Source organism: Coprococcus sp. OM04-5BH (assembly GCF_003482105.1).
In the GTDB taxonomy this organism is placed as follows: Bacteria; Bacillota; Clostridia; order Lachnospirales; family Lachnospiraceae; genus Coprococcus.
This window is the reverse complement of sequence record NZ_QULM01000006.1, coordinates 135,283-155,803: the sequence shown is the minus strand read 5'-3', so window position 1 is coordinate 155,803 and position 20,521 is coordinate 135,283. Positions and strand designations below refer to the sequence as shown.

At 41.6% G+C, this 20,521-nt stretch carries 17 protein-coding genes; 15 read left to right on the top strand and 2 right to left on the bottom strand.

Annotation, left to right across the window (positions count from 1 at the left end; genetic code table 11):
• The first annotated feature begins 47 nt into the window (after positions 1-47).
• The 11 genes from DXB54_RS10950 (at position 48) to DXB54_RS10900 (ending at position 11,422) form a co-directional block, all read left to right on the top strand.
• On the top strand, positions 48-1,460 hold the full coding sequence (locus tag DXB54_RS10950; protein WP_021937950.1) for an amidophosphoribosyltransferase: 1,413 nt from the start codon (positions 48-50) through the stop codon (positions 1,458-1,460).
• A 296-nt stretch (positions 1,461-1,756) separates the two neighbouring features.
• A complete protein-coding gene (locus DXB54_RS10945) occupies positions 1,757-2,185 on the top strand; it encodes a prepilin peptidase (protein ID WP_118695197.1) in 429 nt (142 codons plus the stop codon).
• Entirely contained in the window at positions 2,172-3,107 is a 936-nt protein-coding gene (locus DXB54_RS10940) for a hypothetical protein (RefSeq protein ID WP_118695196.1), read from the top strand. Before DXB54_RS10945 ends, DXB54_RS10940 begins: the two co-directional genes overlap by 14 nt.
• Positions 3,108-3,224: 117 nt before the next feature.
• Entirely contained in the window at positions 3,225-4,460 is a 1,236-nt protein-coding gene (locus DXB54_RS10935; RefSeq protein WP_118695195.1) for a CpaF family protein, read from the top strand.
• A 71-nt stretch (positions 4,461-4,531) separates the two neighbouring features.
• Positions 4,532-5,248 (top strand): type II secretion system F family protein, encoded by a 717-nt coding sequence (locus DXB54_RS10930; RefSeq protein ID WP_021937954.1) that lies wholly within the window; start codon positions 4,532-4,534, stop codon positions 5,246-5,248.
• 1 nt (position 5,249) lies between these two features.
• Positions 5,250-6,584 (top strand): immunoglobulin-like domain-containing protein, encoded by a 1,335-nt coding sequence (locus DXB54_RS10925; RefSeq protein ID WP_118695194.1) that lies wholly within the window; start codon positions 5,250-5,252, stop codon positions 6,582-6,584.
• An 81-nt stretch (positions 6,585-6,665) separates the two neighbouring features.
• Positions 6,666-6,848, top strand: a complete 183-nt coding sequence (locus tag DXB54_RS10920) for a Flp1 family type IVb pilin (RefSeq protein WP_021937956.1) — start codon at positions 6,666-6,668, stop codon at positions 6,846-6,848.
• An 11-nt stretch (positions 6,849-6,859) separates the two neighbouring features.
• On the top strand, positions 6,860-8,293 hold the full coding sequence (locus DXB54_RS10915; RefSeq protein WP_118695193.1) for a DUF5702 domain-containing protein: 1,434 nt from the start codon (positions 6,860-6,862) through the stop codon (positions 8,291-8,293).
• 237 nt (positions 8,294-8,530) lie between these two features.
• On the top strand, positions 8,531-9,319 hold the full coding sequence (locus DXB54_RS10910) for a hypothetical protein (RefSeq protein WP_118695192.1): 789 nt from the start codon (positions 8,531-8,533) through the stop codon (positions 9,317-9,319).
• Positions 9,320-9,366: 47 nt separating this feature from the next.
• On the top strand, positions 9,367-9,897 hold the full coding sequence (locus tag DXB54_RS10905) for a hypothetical protein (protein WP_118695191.1): 531 nt from the start codon (positions 9,367-9,369) through the stop codon (positions 9,895-9,897).
• Positions 9,875-11,422 carry a DUF6382 domain-containing protein gene (locus DXB54_RS10900; protein ID WP_118695190.1) on the top strand — a complete coding sequence of 516 codons (1,548 nt, stop codon included), beginning with the start codon at positions 9,875-9,877 and terminating at the stop codon, positions 11,420-11,422. The genes DXB54_RS10905 and DXB54_RS10900 overlap by 23 nt, the downstream gene beginning before the upstream one ends.
• Here DXB54_RS10900 and DXB54_RS10895 read toward each other — a convergent pair.
• On the bottom strand, positions 11,419-12,261 hold the full coding sequence (locus tag DXB54_RS10895; protein ID WP_021937960.1) for an AraC family transcriptional regulator: 843 nt from the start codon (positions 12,259-12,261) through the stop codon (positions 11,419-11,421). The genes DXB54_RS10900 and DXB54_RS10895 overlap by 4 nt on opposite strands.
• A gap of 188 nt (positions 12,262-12,449) precedes the next feature.
• On the opposite strand from DXB54_RS10895, the gene trhA reads away from it, so the two are divergent.
• Together trhA and DXB54_RS10885 are read left to right on the top strand one after the other, a co-directional pair.
• The gene (gene trhA / locus DXB54_RS10890) at positions 12,450-13,364 is read left to right on the top strand and encodes a PAQR family membrane homeostasis protein TrhA (RefSeq protein WP_243104797.1); all 915 of its coding nucleotides are present in this window, start codon (positions 12,450-12,452) and stop codon (positions 13,362-13,364) included.
• 52 nt (positions 13,365-13,416) lie between these two features.
• Entirely contained in the window at positions 13,417-14,850 is a 1,434-nt protein-coding gene (locus DXB54_RS10885; RefSeq protein WP_021937962.1) for an MATE family efflux transporter, read from the top strand.
• 165 nt (positions 14,851-15,015) lie between these two features.
• Here DXB54_RS10885 and nrdD read toward each other — a convergent pair whose 3' ends face one another.
• Positions 15,016-17,205, bottom strand: coding sequence for an anaerobic ribonucleoside-triphosphate reductase (nrdD, locus tag DXB54_RS10880; RefSeq protein WP_118695189.1), 2,190 nt, complete (start codon positions 17,203-17,205; stop codon positions 15,016-15,018).
• Between the two features lie 354 nt (positions 17,206-17,559).
• Here nrdD and trkA point away from each other — a divergent pair, with 354 nt between their 5' ends.
• Both trkA and DXB54_RS10870 read left to right on the top strand, forming a co-directional pair.
• Entirely contained in the window at positions 17,560-18,963 is a 1,404-nt protein-coding gene (gene trkA, locus DXB54_RS10875) for a Trk system potassium transporter TrkA (protein ID WP_118695188.1), read from the top strand.
• 15 nt (positions 18,964-18,978) lie between these two features.
• Complete coding sequence (locus tag DXB54_RS10870) at positions 18,979-20,454, top strand: TrkH family potassium uptake protein (protein WP_118695187.1); 1,476 nt, start codon at positions 18,979-18,981, stop codon at positions 20,452-20,454.
• Positions 20,455-20,521: the final 67 nt, after the last annotated feature.

Sequence of the window (20,521 nt, the reverse complement as noted above, 5' to 3'; positions counted from 1 at the left end):
CGTAATTATGAAACTTAATAATTTTACTTATTACATTGGAGGATGAAATGGGCGGATTTTTTGGCGTAGCTTCTAAGGAAGATTGTTTATTTGATTTATTCTTTGGAACAGATTATCACTCACATTTAGGTACAAGACGTGGTGGAATGGCAGTTTATGGCGAAAAGGGCTTTGACAGGGCTATTCACAACATTGAGAATGCACCATTCAGGACTAAATTTGATAAGGACATGCAGAAAATGAAGGGAAATTATGGTATAGGCTGTATTTCAGACTATGAGCCACAGCCACTTATAGTGCGTTCCCATCATGGTACATTTGCTATTACTACTGTAAGTAAGATCAATAATACAGATGAGATTGTTGAGAAAATATTTACAAATAATAATTCTCACTTCCTTGAGATGAGCGGTGGAGATATCAATCCCACAGAGCTTGTGGCGGCAATAATCAACCAGAAGCAGAACCTTATTGACGGTATAAACTACGCACTGGAGCTTATAGACGGCTCCCTTACGCTGATGGTTCTTACCCCAAAGGGAATATATGGCGCCAGGGACAAATACGGACGTACGCCTCTGGTAATAGGAAAGAAGGACGGAGCTTTCTGTCTGTCATTTGAGTCATTTGCATATCAGAATTTGGGATATGAGAATTACAAGGAGCTGGGTCCCGGAGAGATCGTTGTTGTAGATGAAAATAGCTGCAAGACCCTGGTGGCACCCGGGGACAAGATGAAGATCTGTACATTCCTGTGGGTATACTACGGCTATCCTTCAAGCTCCTACGAGGGTGTCAGTGTTGAGCAGATGAGATATAACTGCGGTAAAAATCTTGCAAAGCGGGATAATGTAAGACCGGATATCGTAGCCGGAGTGCCGGATTCAGGTACAGCCCATGCGGTAGGATATTCAAATGAGTCCGGAATACCATTTTCAAGACCATTTATCAAGTACACACCAACCTGGCCTAGATCTTTCATGCCAACCATCCAGAGCCAGCGTAATATGATCGCCAAGATGAAGCTTATAGCAGTTCATGATCTTATTAAAGGTAAGAAGCTTCTTCTTATAGATGATTCTATTGTTCGTGGAACACAGCTTAGGGAGACCACAGAGTTCCTTTACAAGAGCGGTGCCAAGGAGGTTCATATCAGACCTGCGTGCCCACCACTTGTATATGGATGCAAATTCCTCAACTTCTCACGTTCATCATCAGAGATGGATCTTATCACAAGACGTGTGATCGCAAGACTTGAGGGAACAGAGGATGTATCCGATGATGTATTACAGCAGTACGCTGATCCGGATTCGCCAAAGTATGAGGCTATGGTTGAGGAGATCAGAAAGGAACTTAACTTCACATCTCTCAGATACAACAGACTTGATGACATGCTGGCAGCAGTCGGAATACCGGAGGATAAGCTCTGCACATACTGCTGGAACGGCAAGGATATCTAAATTAAGTCATCATACAATTTGTGAAATTATATTCGTAATTTAATAATAAAAAATCAGAAAACAGGCATTTGCTTTATGGGCAGGTGCCTGTTTTTATTATGGCAACGAGTCAAGTGCAATATGCTTGCGTGTATTATTTGACTTATTAAAAATAGTCAAATAATACAAAGCGTATAGTGATTGACTATGGTTTGATTAATGGGGGATTCGGCTATTTACAAGACTTTTTCATGGTGTTAATCTATGGCTACGCTGATGGCGGGAACAAAATACATAACAGAAAAGAGGTGTGAAGGATAGGCATATATATTGCATTTATCATTACTATTGCGGCGGTGGTATGTGACCTGAAATGGTGGAGAATACCAAACAGGCTGATAGTTGTTGGTTTAATATGCGGGGTGTTGTGCAATATAACAGAATTTGGGATTTTAGGCGGTATAAAGCAATTTGCCTTAGGAGCAGTGACACCTATAGCCTGGCTTGTAATACTATTTCTAATCAGAGGAATGGGGGCAGGCGACATAAAGCTACTGACAGTGATCGGAGGTCTTATGGGGCGGGGGATAGCGGAGATTGTGATATACAGCATATTTGCCGGAAGCGTAATAGGATTGTTCGGATATTTAGTAAAAAAGATAAGGAGGATACATTTTTCCCTGGCAGTGATGGCCGGAATGATGATCTACTGCTTTGGGATAGTTGGGTCAGATGCAGCAGTTTAAGGTTGGGATATGTGAGATTGAGAATAACTATATGCTGGGACTTATGGCACAGATAAACAGTGATATGAGTAATTGCTTCATTGCTATTGCATTTTCTGCAAAGGAGGCACTGATGGAATATCTTGAAACAGGAACCCTGGATCTGCTTATGGTTCCTGAGGGTTTCCGATTGGATGCGACAGACAGGGACAGTTATGGTGGAAGGCTCATATACATGACTGATGAGCCGATGGTAGAGCCGGAACCGGGGTATATAAGTATATATAAATATCAGAAGGTCAGCAGCATAATAAAGACATTAAATTCCATTATAGTGGGTTCGGAGAATACCCTTAAGGACAAGCTCTATAAGGTGTATGCAGTAGTTTCTCCTGTAGGGAGATCCGGCAAGACAAAGCTCGCTATGGCACTGTGCAGCAATGATGAGGTTCGTGGAGGCTTATATATAGGATGTGAGGAATACGGTTACAGGGACGTGAATACCATGGCGGATATTATGTTTCTGGTTAAGAGCAGATCCGACGGACTGGTGGATTTTCTTGAAGGAAGTGTAGAGACAGTTGAAGGCAGTAACATGGGAATGATAAGATCGGCACTGTCATATCAGGATATCAGAGAGATGGAACGGGAGGATTTTTCCTGGTTCATAGACAGGCTTGTGGAGTGGGGCAGATATACCACCATAGTATTTGACATAGGTGGCGGAGCACTGTCGGATGTGGAGATATTCCGGTGCTTCCACAGGATATTTATGCCGGTGTTAAATGACACAATATCCATAAGAAAGCTTGATGCCTTTGATGCCATGTTGGAGCGGAAGCATATGGACAAGACCAGAAGGGCTATAACAAGGGTGAATGTGCCTGACTGTGAGTTTGAGGAACCGGAAATGCTCAGGCTTGTGGATGGGTTGAATGTGTAAGAGGTTTTGTGAGGCAAGAACATGTTTATGGGTACAAGTATTATTAGCAGTAATAGGTACATGTATAGATAGATTAGATGAGACAGGTATGTGTACAAATGAAGTAAGTGTATAAATATGAATAGTGAAGAAAAATTACAGGTTAAGAAGAATGTACTGTCAATGATGGATATGGCTGTGGACATAGAGGACAGGGACGTAAAAGATATTATTGACAGGTGCATAGTTAGCTCTGACGCAATGAGTACTATGGGGCTTAACGAGAAGCTTGAGTTCAAGAAGGAACTGTTTAATTCCTTAAGGCGGCTTGATATATTGTCGGAGCTGTTGGAGGATGACAGCATAACAGAGATAATGATAAATGGCTATAGGGATATCTTTATAGAGCGAAATGGCAGGATATCAAAGCTTGTGGCACAGTTTGAAAGTGAGGAAAGACTGGCTGCTATAATCCAGATAATTGTCTCAGGCTGTAACAGGATAGTAAATGAAGCGTCACCTATTGTAGATGCAAGGCTTTCTGACGGTTCAAGAGTTAATATTGTGCTTCCGCCAATTGCCATTAATGGGCCCACAATGACCATAAGAAAGTTCTCAAAGACGCCTATGACAATGGACAGGCTCATAGAGCTTGGAGCATTAAGTACAGAGGTGGCAGGATTTCTCAGAAAGCTGGTGGTAGCAGGGTACAATATTATGATCTCAGGCGGCACAGGTTCAGGAAAGACCACATTCCTTAACGGGCTTTCAGCGTATATACCTGAGGACGAAAGAGTGATAACTATAGAGGACTCAGCGGAGTTGAAGCTGATCAATCTGCCGGATCTGGTCAGTCTTGAAGCAAGGAATGCCAATGTTGAGGGCAGGAATCAGGTGACTATCAGAGATCTGATAAAGTGCAGCCTCAGAATGAGACCCTCAAGGATCGTGGTGGGTGAGATAAGAGACGCAGCAGCCTGTGACATGCTTACTGCCATGAATACCGGTCATGATGGGAGTCTGTCAACCGCTCACGCAAATTCCTGTGAGGATATGCTTATAAGGCTTGAAACCATGGTGCTTATGGGGATGGACATGCCTCTTGTTGCTATTAAACAGCAGATAGCGTCGGCGGTGGATATCATAATCCATCTGGGAAGATTAAGAGACAAGAGCAGGAAGGTACTGGAGATATGCGAGGTGATAGGTATGGAGGGTGAAAATATCAAGTTAAGAAAGATTTATGAGTTTAAAGAGGAAAGCTGTGTGGATGGTCATGTAGTGGGAGAGTTACGGAAGCTGAACGATCTGTATAACACAGGAAAGCTTATGGCGGCGGGAGTATTTGACATACACGATAATAAGGATACATGAAGTCAGAAAAACATTAAAGATAAAAGTATCACGGAGGTGAAATATCAATAATTGATTACAGGATATATAAGATGACTCCGGCGGAGTATGTAAGATATATTTTAATTTATATGACAGGACTTGTTCTTATTAGTATTCTTTTTTTTAATTCATTAATTCCAATGATTTTTCTAAGTCCTGCAATAATAGTGCTTCTTAAGAATAAAAGAGTAGCTTTAAAAGAAAAAAGACAGAAGACCCTCAGGCTTGAATTTAAGGAGTTGATGGTGTCTCTTGCGGCGAATATGAGTGCAGGTTATTCATTGGAGAAATCAATGATAAATTCATACGATGAAATGAACAGTCTCTTTGGAGACAAATGTTATATGTGTCAGGAGATTTTGTGGATGAAAAAAGGGTTGGATATGAATGTTGACCCGGTAGAGTTATTTGCAGATCTAGGAGACAGATCCGGTGTGTTTGAGATAGTGGAATTTGCACAGGTGGTATCAGTAGGTAAGAAATCCGGAGGGGATACCATACGGATAATCAAACGTATGACAGATAACATTACCCGGAAGGGTGATATAGAAAATGAAATAGATACAATGGTGTCGGGGAAGAGACTTGAGCAGAGGATCATGTGTCTTATGCCCTTTGGGATAATCATGTATCTGAGACTGACAAATGAGACATATATAAGTGGATTGTATGGGAATTTTGTTGGCATTGTTGTAATGAGTGTTGCGCTGCTGTTAATCTATGCAGCCTACATATGGGGAAGCAGATTGGTGAAGATAGAGGTATAGAGTGAAGAAAAAAGTAACAGCGATTGCAGGGGCAATCTATGACAGACTGGCAGGTCATCTGAATGTGGAGAACACAAAAATCGGTCTGAGAAAGGTTAATATTGTTTCTGAGAGAGAGCTTGAAAGGTTGTGCAGGGAGTATTATGTGGAAGTTATCAGCAGGCTCATGATCATATTTGCGATCACGGTGATCTTATCAGTTGTATTTATTGTAAAGAGTGTTGTGAAGGATGAGAACGTGGTGGTTAAGAAGAACGGTTATGGTGGCACCACTAAGACATACACTGTGGCGGTTGAAATTGCAGATCATATTTACCATATGGATTTTGATGTAGGACCGCTTTCCTATGACGAGGGTCAGCTTATGGAGGTATTTGACCGGGGATTTCAGTATATAGATGAAACTTATCTTGGAGAAAATACTGGGGCAGACTGGGTGACTGAGAGTCTTGATCTGGTGACGGAGATCCCGGAGCTTGGACTTGAGGTTTCATGGGTCAGTGATGACTACAATGTAGTCAGTGCATCAGGAGTTATAAATGCAGTGGATGATAGTGGAAACAGCACAGGTGGAACTCTTGTGAATCTTACCGCAAAGCTTGAGTACAACGATTATTCTGCTGTGAGACAATATCCCATCCGCATAGGGACAGATATAACTGTGAGTGATAATCCTGAACTGGATGAGGTAAAGAAGACGGTGGAGGATATAGTAAACAGCAGTGATGAAGAAGTGGTCACCTTGCCAAGGAGTGTGAATGGCCACGAAATCTCAAATAAGAACAAGGGAAACAATGCACTGGTTATAGCAGGACTTGGGGTAATGCTTTCAATTCTCATGATAAGGCGGCAGAAGGATGAGTTAAAAGAGAAGGCAAAAAAAAGAAATGATGAGCTCATGTTGACTTATCCTGTTCTTATAGACAAGCTTCTGCTTTATCTTGAAGCCGGACTGACAGTAAAGGGGGCTCTTACAAAGCTTGTTACAGAAGACAGCAACAATAAAATATCTAAATATCTTATCAGTGAGCTTAAGTATATGTTGAATGAGGTTAATTCGGGCTTGCCGGAGGCGGAAGGGTATTCAAGGCTTGGCGCCAGAATAAATTTAGGTTCATATATGAAGCTTGCTTCGCTGCTTTCCCAGAATATAAGAAAGGGAACTAAAGATATTCTTCTTATGCTACGAAGAGAGGAAGAGGCTGCCCTGCTGCAGAAGAGAGAGTTTGCCAGGAAGAAGGGGGAGGAAGCAGGTACCAAGCTGCTTCTGCCAATGATCCTTATGCTTTCTGTGGTTATGGTGATAGTAGTCCTTCCTGCTTTCCTTAGTTTTTGATCAGAAGGTGTCGAATGACACATGAAAAAATGATGGTACACCATTACTTGGTGAGACGTACCAATATTAAGGAGGTATGAAATGACAAGAATAATAGGTCATGTAAAAAGGTTTATCCATGAAGAGTCCGGAATGGGCGTGGTAGAAATATTGCTTATCATAGTCGTGCTTATAGCAATGGTTCTTATATTTCAGGAACAGATTACAGGTCTTGTAAATAATATCTGGGATTCTATAGGCAATTCGGCAAAAAAAATTTATTAAGAGGAAATCGGATGGTGAATAATAAGGGGAATATTACAGTGTTTCTCAGTCTTCTCCTTATTAGCTTGCTTATATTAGGTCTGACAGCAGTAGAGATCACTCATGCGTATATGGGACGTGCAAAGGTGGCGGAGGCGTCAAAGGGCGCAACTGAAAGTATAAAGGCGGACTATGTGGCAGAATTATTTGAGGATTATCATCTGCTGCTGTTGGATAAAACCTATGGAGGTGCAGGCGAAGGTGAGATAGAGGAGCAGATCAGCGAATATCTGGAGCATACTCTTGGCAGTGATTTCAATGTTCAGGATGTACGTCTGGGAAAAACCACAGATGTACTTGACAATGACTGTGAAGTTCTGAAACGAGAGATAACAGAGTACATGAAGCTTCGGACAGAGTTAGATGGTGCGGAGCGGATCATAAACATAATAAGTGACAATGAGGATCCTACAAGGGATGTGTCGGACTCTGTGAAGAATGGAAGTAATGAAGAAAGTGACAGCAATAAGATGAGTACCGGTGACCCAAGAGGTGCAGTGAGAAATGCTACTATAGGTGGTGTCCTCAGCGTTGTTGTTCCGGATGATACATTACCGTCAAATGTTCAGATGGACACCTCATTGTTTCCATCTAAGGGAAGAACCGAGGAAGATGATGTCCGGGAGGTAGATACCAATTTTAATGACATAGACAGGATAGAAGAGACACTTAAGACCTCCACATCTGATTGCGTGACCACTCTGGCAGAGGGATATTATGGGATCGCCTATGCCATTGATACATTTGCGAATTACACCAGCGAGGAGAAAAACGGAGTATTTGAGCTGGAAACTGAGTATCTGATAGCCGGTAAGGATAATGATTATGATAATCTGAAAGCTGTGGTCAACAGACTGATAATGCACAGGATAGGCTTCAATATGGCATTTCTTCTAAATGATTCAAAAAGGCTTGCTCAGATAAAACCTGTGGCGGTGTTCATATCATTATTGCCATTTGTCACATACGGAATGGCAAAATATTTTCTGGTGGCATGCTGGTCATACGCTGAAACTCTGGTGGAGGTGAAGTCGCTTCTTGCGGGGAACAGTATCTCATATGTGAAGAAGGCTGAAACATGGCAGACAGACTTCAAAAAGCTGGGAAACTTAAAGAACGTGGAGAATATTAATTATGAAGGCAGGGACAGTCTTGATTATGAGGATTTTCTTATGATATTTCTGGCAGAAAAGTACAAGGACATTTATTGGAGAATGTGTGATGTTATGCAATTAAATGTCAGAAGAAACCAGCCGGATTTTCTCATGAAGAATTGTATATATTCGTTTGAAACCCAGATATCAGTAGAGGGAGAGCCTTTATTTGACGCATTTTTAAGCAGTAAAGGGATCAGCATATGGGATGGTGCCTATCAGTATGACAACAGTATATACGGGGGATATTAGGTAAAGATAATCAGAATCAGGTGACCGGAAAAATTTAATGCATAATAAAAGTTTACAGGGCACTGCTGGTACATGCTCTCCATGTCCGGATATAAAAATTTTTACGCAATAGCGCGGCTTCTCCAGGCAATCTTAATTATAAAACAAAATATTTATAGGATTGTAAATCCGGTAGTGGAGGGTATGTACCGGCAGCGCCCGGAAGAGTATTTCAAAAGGAGGTGGAACGACCGGAGAATGACAATAATAAAATGCCTAAGGAAACTGGTGATTGATTTTACCGGAAAAAATAATGGCAGTGTTACGGTAGAGGCCTCTCTGGTTCTGCCAATCTTTATATTTGCAATGCTATCAGTGTATTCCATGGCAGGAAGCATGAAGACAAAGGCGGTTATCTATGAGGCTTTTATGGAGACCGGAGAGTATTTGGGAGAGTATCAATATTTGTATGGCAGGGGTGATGGTCAGAATGCTATAAATATCGGTGCTGCAGCTTTAAAGTTCAGAGACTATCTTGATGACAAAGAAAACGTCGACAGTTATGTCCTTGGAGGCAGGTCAGGGATTGTATTTATCAGAGCATATTATGATGAAAGTGATGGATATGTATATATGGATTGTGCCTATGATCTCAAGGTGGATGTTCCGTTATTTGGGTCGGTGAATATTCCTGTTACAGAGTCGCTAAGGCAGAAGGCATATGTAGGGAGGCTTGTTGATGAGGAAGCGGGAAATGAACAGGATCCTTATGTGTATATAGCAGAAAATGGTACGGTATGCCATAAGTCAAGACACTGTACATATATTAAGCTGTCTATCAGGGAAGCCTCCCTGGAGTCTGTTAAGGGGGCATACTCTCCCTGTGAATTGTGTGTTAAGAGAAGTGGAGGCAGGCAGACAGTGTATGTGACAGACTACGGTGACAGATATCATAATTCCCTGGCTTGTTCCGGACTTAAGCGGACAGTGTACAGGGTGAAGAAAAGCGAGACAGAGCTGCCATATTGTTCGAAGTGCGGTGGGTGATAGCAAATTTTTAATAGGCTGATTTTCAATAATTGGGAGGAGGATTTATGTTGAATGCTGTTACAAGAATTAAAGAAAAAATATTTCTAAATATAGAAGAAAAAGATAACAAAATTAATAAAGGTTCAATAGCAGTGGAGATGTGCTTTGTGTGTCCCATAGTTATATGTGTGGTATTCTTTGCTATTAACTTGTTTGTAATATGTATAAATGATGCTATAACCATGGGGATAGCCTATTCGACCATGTATACCAAGGAGGTGTATATTGCTTCCGGTGAGGATTTATCCTCGGTAATGCAGGCTGACATGGAAAACGACATGACTATGGCGTCAGATCTTGAAGTAAAGGCATTGTTTGACGAAACACCGGGGATAGCAGGTCCTATTCAGAATGTTAAGGGCTTTAAAAGCGGAGATTATAGGTTTTCGTTAAGCTATAGTACAGATTGCCCGGGAATGTTTATGGTGTCAAAGAACAGTTCTTCAAGAAGGGAAAGAGAAGGGGCACAGGAAATAAGGGATACCAGCAATAACCTGAGGAGGTGGCAGATGTATGGAGAAGAATACTCACAGTGAAGGGGTGAGTAAGCATACAGAGAAAATTATACCGGATAATGGGATGAATACGAGCATTGATGCGAGCATTTTTAATGATGGACTGAACACTTATATGGCTGTAAGTGGAATTGAACTTGATATGGGATGTTTTGAGATGAAAATGTTAAAAAGCAATGATATCAGTGCCATACTGCCCTTTGAATTCCGGCAGTTGGACGCAAAGCAAATGATTTTCTTTGATATAAATGGGCTTGAGACAATGACAGATATCATTCCCAATATGACGGCAGAGGCTATACTGAAATTCATAAAAACCATTGGTGAACTGGTATTTGAACTGGACGATTATATGCTTGCTGCCACAGATCTGGTTCTTGAGAGCAAATACATATATTATGATGAAAAGAAATCAGAGTACAGATTTGCTTATGTAAAAGGATATAATCAATCGTTGCCGAAGCAGCTTAGGAGGCTTCTGGAGGATATACTTCAGAATGTATTTCATCGGGATAAAGAAGGACTCGATATAGTTTATGATCTCTATAATATTGTTGCACTTGATAAAGTAGATATGAAGGAAATCCTGAATTATGTGGAAAGATATAATATAAGCGTGAAGTCGGGTGGTGATCAAAAAAATCCGCGTAATGGAATTGTGGCATATACCTCCCGGAATCAACATGATGATACCCCGGTGTATGATGAGCTGGATTCGCATAGGATTGCTAAAGCTGTTGTAAATGAGGGAGAGAGTGAAGAATATATAAAGGATCATGCAGGTTATATCAATGGTCATCCAGGTTCTAAAGAAAAGGACAGGTGGAAATTAATGGATGAGGTGTTTGGCAAAGCTACAGAAGAAACGGAGAAAAGCCGGAGAGTGACATTGGATTACTGTGGTCTGCTTAAGGTGGGAATCATTATAACAGGAGTGATCGGCATGGTTCTGGCATCGGTACAGTTTTTGGGGAACGGGCATACTGAATATATGAGAGACTTAATGTTTACAGTTTTCCTTATGGCTACGGAAGTAGGGATATACACAGGAATGAAAAGGAAAGAACAGGGTATGGTATTACAGACCGGAAATGTTAATACTGTTTCAAGTGTAGTTTCGGATGTTGCTCCCAGGGACATTGGTACAATAGTACTTAATGAAGCACAATCAGACATTGGTACAATAGTACTTAATGAAGCGCAATCAGACATTGGCACGACAATACTTACGGGACAAAGACCGCAGGAAATGTATCTTGAGAGTCTTGAGTCAGACCGCTCGGGCCACAATAGTATAAGAAATTGTGGACGGATAATAACAGTTGGGCGGAGTGTCAGCAAATGTGACCATGTGATACATGACGATGGAGTAAGCAGGAGACACGCGGAACTTATATGGCGCGGTGACTGGATCGAAGTGATAGACCTGGGTTCTACCAATGGAACAAAGATTAATGGTAATGAGTTGACACCGGGAGAGGCAGTCTGTATTAAGGTTGGTGATGTGGTTTCCTTTGGTGACACAAGGTTTCTGTGCAGGAATTAATGATTTTTGGGAGAGACACCATATCTTTTCTTATAGGCATAGTAGAAGGTACCATAGTTCTGGTAACCGGACAGATAGCAGGCTTCGGTCATGGTCTTGCCGTTTGCAATGTACTGGCTTGCAAGGAAGAGCCGTTTCTCGCTGATGTAGCGACCAATGGTATAGCCGGTTTCGTCTTTGAATAAGTGCATAAGGTATGATGGATTGACATACAGACTTGAGGCAATGCTTTCAATGGATAACTCCTTGTTCAAGTTGTTGTTGATATAATCCAGGGCCTCAATTACTTTAGGATTGCTGGTGGCACTTATAAATGTATCATTGTCTGACAGTAGGAGGCGGTTTAGTATGATCATGTATTCCTCAAGCTTAACTTTTTTTAGCAGTTCACTTCCGAAATCCTTTGAGAAAAAGCACGACTTTAACACCCGGACTATCTGGGATAGAGAGCCGGATGACTTGGTAAACCTTGCCACATGGGATTTGTTTTCCGAGGCCAGTACAAAGCATTGTTTCAGATCCACATTAAATGCTTCCTCGTGCTTGAAGAATTCTTCGGAGATGTAAGCGATGATACGTTCGTAACAGCATGCCTTTTTTAATTCGGCCTTATGGATCTCACCGGGACTTATCAGCAGAGTGTCTCCCGATTGGAGCGCGTATTCCTTGCCTTCTATATGATAGGAAACATCTCCCTGCATGTGTATAAGAAGTTTATAAAAATCATGATAATGGTAGCTGAAATCCGGCAGAGACTCTTCGCATATGTAGAAAAGTTCAAAATCTTTGTTCAGATAGCCAAGCATTGGTGCATCTTTAATTTTGAATGTGTCTGCCATAATTAAGCCTCCATGTTATGATTTGTTGAATGTATATAATATACATCATGATGTCTGGTAATGTAAATAAGAGAAATAAAGGTGAAAATTTATTTTGAAAAATTAACTTTATTAAGTTTCTGTGTTGTAAATTCTTAATATGTGTGTATAATACTTGAGATATCAGAAGAAATAAGGTGATATAGTTTATGAGCAAAAAAGATATCCATACAGGATCGCATGCACATGAAAACCAAAAAGGCAATACAATCGATGGAAAGCACATGATAGACAATAGAACAGATAACACAATTGATGGAAAGCACATAATAGACAGCAGAACAGACATAAGCAGTAATTTGTCAGCAGAAAACGAATCAAAGACAGAAAAAGACATGTCAACAGAAAACGAATCAAAGACAGAAAAAGATGTGTCATCAGAAAAAGAATTTAAAAGAGCAAGAAAGCTTGAGCGGAAGGAATATTTCAGGAAGCTCAATGAGCCGCCGAAGCTTACTGTACTCGAAGAGGTTGGAAATGCAGTCAGCCACGGAGTGGGAACGGGATTATCCATTGCCGGTTTCATACTGTTGCTTCTGAAATCGGACACGGGACTTAAGGTGATGGCAACCTGTTTCTATGGAATAAGCTTGATACTTATGTTTCTTATGAGCTGCCTCTATCATTCCTATGCGTCGGGACTTACTGTTAAAAGGATATGGAGAAGATTTGACTATACTTCAATATATTTGCTTATTGGAGGAACATTTGCACCATTGTTCCTGGTATACTGGGGCAATACGATCGGAATAGTTCTTTTCTGTATACAATGGGGGCTGATAGTTGCAGGAATTACCATTATATGTGTGTTTGGACCGGGGAGGTTCAGACCTGTGCATTATACATTATATTTTGTCATTGGCTGGAGTGCCATTATGTTCATACCGGGATGGTTTAAGCATGATAAACCATTGCTTCTTATGATACTTCTTGGAGGTATCATATACACTGTGGGAATGATTCCTTTTGTCAGGGACAAAAAAGGGGATCATTTCATATGGCATTTATTTGTGCTGGCTGGAGCTGCTTTCCATTTCTTTGCAATTTACTTTTTGGTTTATTAACTTGGATACCTTGAGATTTACAGTCTATAAGTTTTAATGAGGATTAAGTATTATGACAAGGGGATTAGGAAAATATTATACATGGAAGGAATATCTGGGCACCATGATTACCATAGCATTACCGGTTGCCATGCAGAACCTTCTTAGCACAACTGCAAGTATGGTGGATACCATTATGCTTGGAAATAAGGGAGAGCTGGCAGTGGCAGCAGTTGGAATATGCTCCCAGATAAGTTCGTTGTATTTCTCAAGCTATTGGGGCTTTGCCAGTGGCTCCATGCTGTTCTTTGCACAGTTCGCAGGGGCGAAGGATGAGAAGGGCGTAAACAGGACATTTGGAATAAGCCTTATATTTATGACCCTTGTGGCAGCGCTTTTCTCATTAGTGTGTATCGTAAAGCCGGAGTTTTTCCTGTCGGTCTACACGGACAAGCAGTCGCTTATAAGGGCGGGGGCACCGTATATAAGGTTAGTAGGGTTTGCATATCCGTTCCAGGTATATGCTGTGCTTATAAGCAACTTCTTAAGGTCGACAGAGCGGGTGAAAGCACCTCTTATATGTTCCGTAGTGGCACTTGTGGTGAATTTTGTACTTAATTATATATTCATAAACGGTAAGTTTGGTATGCCGGAGATGGGAGTAGCCGGTGCAGCAATAGGTACACTGGTGTCAGGAATTGTGAATGTAGCGTTACTTTTGATCTTCCTGTTTAGGTCAAAGTGTGACATAAAGCTTAACATAAAACAGATATTTGCCTTTGACAGGCCATTCCTTAAATCTTATCTTGCCAAGAGCCTGCCTATTCTCTGCAATGAGATGATGTACGGCGTAGGACAGATGATAATAAATATTGTTATTGGGCATCAGAGTGAGCAGGCTATAGCAGCCATGGCGGCTTTCAGAGTATGCGAGGGATTTGTGTATGCTTTCTTTGGTGGTCTTGCCAGTGCCGTAAATGTTATTGTTGGAAGAGAGGTTGGCTCAGGTAATCCTGCAAGGGGTTTCGTATTCTGCAGGAAATCAGCATTGTTCTGTCCGATGGTAACTTTTTTGATCGTGCTTGTATGTACATTGCTTAACAGACCGCTTCTGGGGTTATTTGGACTTTCGGAAACAGCAATGATGTACGGAAAATACATGCTTACGATCTATCTTGTGTTCGGAGCCATAAGGACTGCCAACTACATCATGAATGAAGCGTTCAGAGCAGGTGGTGAAGCTATATTCGGAACGGTTCTTGAGATCTGCGGACTGTTTCTTGTCAGTGTACCGGCAACATGGATAGCCGGTATGACCATAGGACTACCATTTTTGATAGTATTTTCATTTGTATATACTGATGAGATTATAAGACTTGTTGCTGAGCTTATATATGTGAGAACCGGTAAATGGATAAAGCCTGTTACCATCAAGGGAAGGGAGGCTTTGCCGGAGTTCATGAGAGAGCTGAGACCCGGAAAGAAGCAAAGCCCAGGTGGCGCATAAGGTTATAAGAAAAAACAGCAGGATAGTATAATCTCCAAAAAAGAAACAATAAACAAAAATGATAACAGTATAAAAACTGAAAAACAACAGAAAATTTAAATGAGAGAAGAAGTTATAAAAATAAAGGCGGAAGCACTGGCGCCAGTGCTTTCGCCTTTTGATACTCTACAGGTGCAGTACCCTGTCCTTTATCTCCTGTGTACGACCTTGATTCCAGAACTGGGTTCCTATATATCCGCATGTACGTCTTGCTACAAAGAGGTTGTTCTGATCTCTGTTGCCGCAGTTAGGACATTCCCATACAAGCTTGCCGGAGTCGTCTGTGACAATCCTCATTTCTCCATCATAGAGGCATTTCTCACAGAAGTCGCTTTTGGTATTTAACTCTGCATAGAGGATATTGTCGTATATGAACTGCATTACTGAGATTACAGCCTCTATGTTGTTAGTGAGGTTTGGAACCTCCACATAGCTTATGGCACCTCCCGGTGAAAGCTTCTGGAATTCTGATTCGAATTTCAACTTTGAGAAGGCGTCGATGTGCTCGGTTACATGAACATGGTAGCTGTTGGTAATGTAATTCTTGTCGGTTACTCCCTTTATGATGCCAAATCTCTTCTGGAGACATTTGGCGAATTTGTAGGTGGTTGATTCCATAGGCGTACCGTATACAGAGTAGCTGATATTTTCTGCTTTTTTCCATTCTGCGCACTTGTCGTTGAGCTTCTGCATAACCTTAAGGGCAAAATCCTTACCTTCCGGAGAGGTGTGGGTCTTACCCGTCATTCTTACACACATCTCGCATAAACCGGCATAACCAAGAGAAATAGTGGAATAACCATTGTATAAGAGCTTGTCGATCTTCTCACCCTTTTTGAGACGTGCGAGAGCCCCATGTTGCCACAGGATAGGAGCAACATCGGAAAGGGTTCCGAGAAGTCTCTCGTGACGACATCTAAGTGCCCTGTGACACAGCTCAAGTCTTTCCTCAAGAATCTTCCAGAATTCATCCATGTCACCGTCTGACGAACATGCCACATCTACAAGATTTATTGTTACAACACCCTGATTAAATCTTCCGTAATACTTTCTGGTGCCATCAGGATTAAGGATATTCGGCTCTGATGTAGGGAATGAACGACAACCCATGCAAGGATATACATCACCGTTTTTCATCTCACGCATGACCTTGGCTGAGATATAGTCAGGAACCATACGCTTGGCAGTGCACTTGGCTGCAAGCTCTGTAAGATACCAGTACTTGGAGCCGGGAGTGATGTTGTCCTCGTCAAGAACATATATAAGCTTAGGAAAGGCGGGGGTGATGTAGAAGCCCTTCTCATTCTTAACACCGATGATCCTCTGATTTAAAACTTCCTCTATTATAAGTGCCAGATCGTCTCTTGTCTGACCCTCAGGCACTTCGTCCAGATACATGAACATTGTCACAAATGGTGCCTGACCGTTACAGGTCATTAGAGTTATGAGCTGGTACTGTATGGTCTGGATACCGCTCTTTACCTCAAGCAGCAGACGCTTCTCTGTGATCTTGTCGATTATGTCATCATCAAGAGGCTCACCTAATTCTGTTCTTTCTTCAATAACCTGCTTACGGATCTTCTTTCTGCTGACATCAACAAAAGGTGCTATATGGGACAGGGTAAATGACTGTCCGCCATACTGGTTCGATGCTACCTGTGCCACGATCTGTGTTGTGACATTGCAGGCGGTAAAGAAGCTGTGTGGCTTTTCAATCATGGTTTCACTTATTACGGTTCCGTTCTGGAGCATATCCTCAAGATTTACGAGATCACAGTTGTGCTCCTTCTGGGCAAAGTAATCGGAATCATGAAAATGAATAATGCCTGCCTCGTGAGCCTCCACAATATCCTCGGGAAGCAGCATTCTCTTTGTAAGATCCTTACTTACTTCGCCAGCCATGTAATCACGCTGGGTAGAGTTGATAACAGGATTTTTGTTGGAATTTTCCTGATTTACTTCCTCGTTCATATGTTCAATCAGGGAAAGTATTCCGTTATCGGTTGTGTTCGATTTACGGGCAAGCTCTCTCTTATATCTGTAACGTACATACTTCTGGGCAACCTCGTAGCCACGCATTTCCATAATTCCGGTTTCTACCATATCCTGAATGTCTTCAACGTGGACAGCATGGGTCATCTCCTCAATATGCTTTGCCAGATTGTCTGCAATAGCGTACACCTGGTAGTCACTTAACTGGTGTAATTTGTCTACTTCCTTGTTGGCGGCAAATATAGCATTCTCAATTTTTGACAGATCAAACTTGACCTCCTCGCCATTTCTCTTGATTACATTTGTGTTTACTGCTGTTTCCAAAATAATCTCACTCCATTTGTTTGATAAAATTACATATGATACTTATGATTTCCCCTGTGAACTCAAGGGCTTTTTATATAAATCACATAATGCGACCCAATATTTTGTACCAAATTTAAAAACACAACACTAGATGTTGCGTTTTTAATTATAGGACAAAGACGGTGGACTGTAAAGTGGTAAATAATAAAAATAATATGGCTATTTCCCGGTAGTAGTGTTATGATACATCTGTTTAGGGAAATATACAGACGGAGCGGTCTGAATAGACGTATATCAGATATTTGCCGGAAAAAAATATCATAACAGTAAATTGCAGGCAGGCTGATATTTAATTTATGGAGGTAATAAAAAATGGCGTTCAAGAGTAAGGAAAGGGATGAGGGCCTTAATATCATAATAGTAGGCTGCGGAAAGGTTGGAATAGCAATTCTCAGGCAGCTGTGCAAGGAAGGACACGACATTACCATAATAGATAAAAATCAGCAGAAGATACAGACCTATGCTAATCTCTACGATGTTATGGGGGTTGTGGGAAATGGCGCAAGCCACAGTGTACAGATGGAAGCGGGAATTGAAAATGCTGATCTTATAATTGCGGTTACGGATTCCGATGAGCTTAATATCTTATGCTGTACTATTGCCAAGCAGGTTGGTAACTGTGCTGCCATTGCCAGGGTACACGATCCGGATTACAGCTCCGAGACTTCATATTTATGTGAGAAGCTTGGACTTACGATGATAATAAATCCTGAACTGGAAACTGCCAAGGAGATATCAAGAATACTTAATCTCCCAACTGCCCTTGAGGTCAGTTCATTTGCCAGGGGACAGGTGGAGATGATCAAGATCAGACTGCCGGAGAACAATATGCTTGATGGAATGGCTGTTATGGATGTGGGCAGAAGGATCATTTCCAAAAACAAGGATGCCAAAGTACTTCTGGGTGCCATAGAGCGTGCCGGAAAGGTATACATACCTGATGGAAGCTTTATCCTCCGGGCGGGAGATATAGTGTCCATAGTATCCACATCAAAAAACGGTAAAGCATTCCTCGATGCCATCGGTTTTAAGACCAACAGGGTAAAGGATACTATCATAGTTGGTGGAGGCGATGTTGCATATTATCTGGCACAGATACTTATAAACAGCGGCATTGACGTTAAGATAATAGAGGTAAATAAGAACCGCTGCGAGGAGCTTAGCGTGCTGCTTCCTAAAGCAACCATAATCTGCGGTGACGGAACCGATGAGGAGCTGCTTAAGGAGGAGGGCCTGGATCATACAGGTTCATTTGTACCTTTAACAGGAATAGATGAGGAGAACATCTTCCTTACACTGCATACAAGACATATGTCTAATGCAAAGGTTATAACCAAGATCAACAGAAGTAATTTCAAGGATGTAATAAACACCTTAAACCTGGACAGCGTGCTATATCCAAGCCTTATAACATCTGAGGCAATAATCGCTTATGTACGTGCCAAGAAAAACTCCATGCACAGTGATATAGAGACCCTTTACTATATGTTTGATTCCAGGGCAGAGGCCATAGAGTTCAGCATTGATGCGGAGTCAAGTGTTACGGGCATGCCCCTTAAGGATCTCAAGCTTAAGAAAAATCTCCTTATTGCATTCATTAACAGAAATGGAGACATAATACTTCCAAATGGTTTTGATACCATAAATGTAGGTGACACGGTAATGGTAGTTACCACAGACACAGGACTTAAGGACATAAATGATATTCTTAAGTAGGGGAGGATCAGGAAAATGAACAGGCTTATCATAGTCTATATTTTAGGAAGTGTATTAAAGATAACAGGTGTCCTGTTACTGCTTCCCATAGTGACAGGGATAATATATCATGAGTCAACTACAATGTTTTTCGTGTGGGTGGCTCTTGGCTGTATAGCAGGAGGTTTTCTGCTTACATTGAAGAAGCCTAAAAATCAGGTGTTCTACCTGAAAGAGGGATGCGTTGCCACAGCCTTAAGCTGGATAGCCATAAGTATTGTGGGGGCATTGCCGTTTTATATTTCAGGACAGATACCTTCATTTACAGATGCAATGTTTGAGACAGTATCAGGTTTCACCACAACTGGTGCCAGTATCCTTACTGATGTAGAGAGTTTGGACAAATGTATGCTTATGTGGCGAAGCTTTACCCACTGGATAGGTGGTATGGGAGTGCTGGTATTCCTTCTGGCGGTCATACCGCTTAACGGAGGTTCTCATATGAATCTTATGAAGGCAGAGAGCCCGGGACCTTCTGTGGGTAAGCTGGTTCCAAAGGTAAAGTACACCGCCAGGATACTCTATGCCATTTATATAGCCATAACCATCATTGAGCTGGTGCTTCTGCTTATTGCCAGAATGCCGGTGTTTGACGCATTATGTACAAGCTTTGGTACAGCCGGCACAGGTGGTTTCGGTATAAAGAACGACAGTATTGCGGGATACTCACCTGCAATACAGTGGATAGTTACCATATTCATGATACTTTTTGGCGTAAACTTCAATGCTTACTATTATATACTCTTCAGACATATCAGAAAGGCACTGAGCATGGAAGAGGTAAGATGTTACTTCGCCATTATCCTTACTTCTATAGCGATAATATTCTTTAATATTCTTGACACCTCGGCAAATGCGCTGACAGCCTTGAGAGACGCTTCGTTTCAGGTGGGCTCCATAATCACTACAACAGGTTTTTCCACTGTGGATTTCAATCAGTGGTCAGACGCATGCAAGGTGGTGCTGGTGCTCCTTATGTTCATCGGCGCCTGTGCAGGCAGTACCGGAGGTGGTATAAAGGTTTCGAGATTTGTCGTGCTCATAAAGACCCTGGTCAAGGAGCTTAATTCCTACATCCATCCGAAGAGCGTCAAGAAGATAAAGATAGATGACAAGCCTGTAGAGCATGAGGTTGTAAGGGCGGTAAATGTATATTTTATTACATTTGCTATTGTATTTTCTGCATCGGTACTGCTGGTATCCTTTGAGGACACTGATCTTGTAACAACCTTTACAGCGGTGGCAGCAACCATTAATAATATAGGTCCCGGCTTAGGTATTGTAGGCCCTGCGGCGAACTTCTCCATATTTAATCCATTTACCAAGTATGTACTCATATTCGACATGCTGGCGGGACGTCTGGAGCTGTTCCCACTCCTTATATTGTTCCATCCGACTATATGGAAAGAAATGATAGCTCTTCCTGTGAAGACAAACAAGAAGAAAGCTTAATACTTCCCAGGAAGAAAAGCCGGTAAATAGGGCAATAATATACAATGATTAAAAAAAATATATAAAA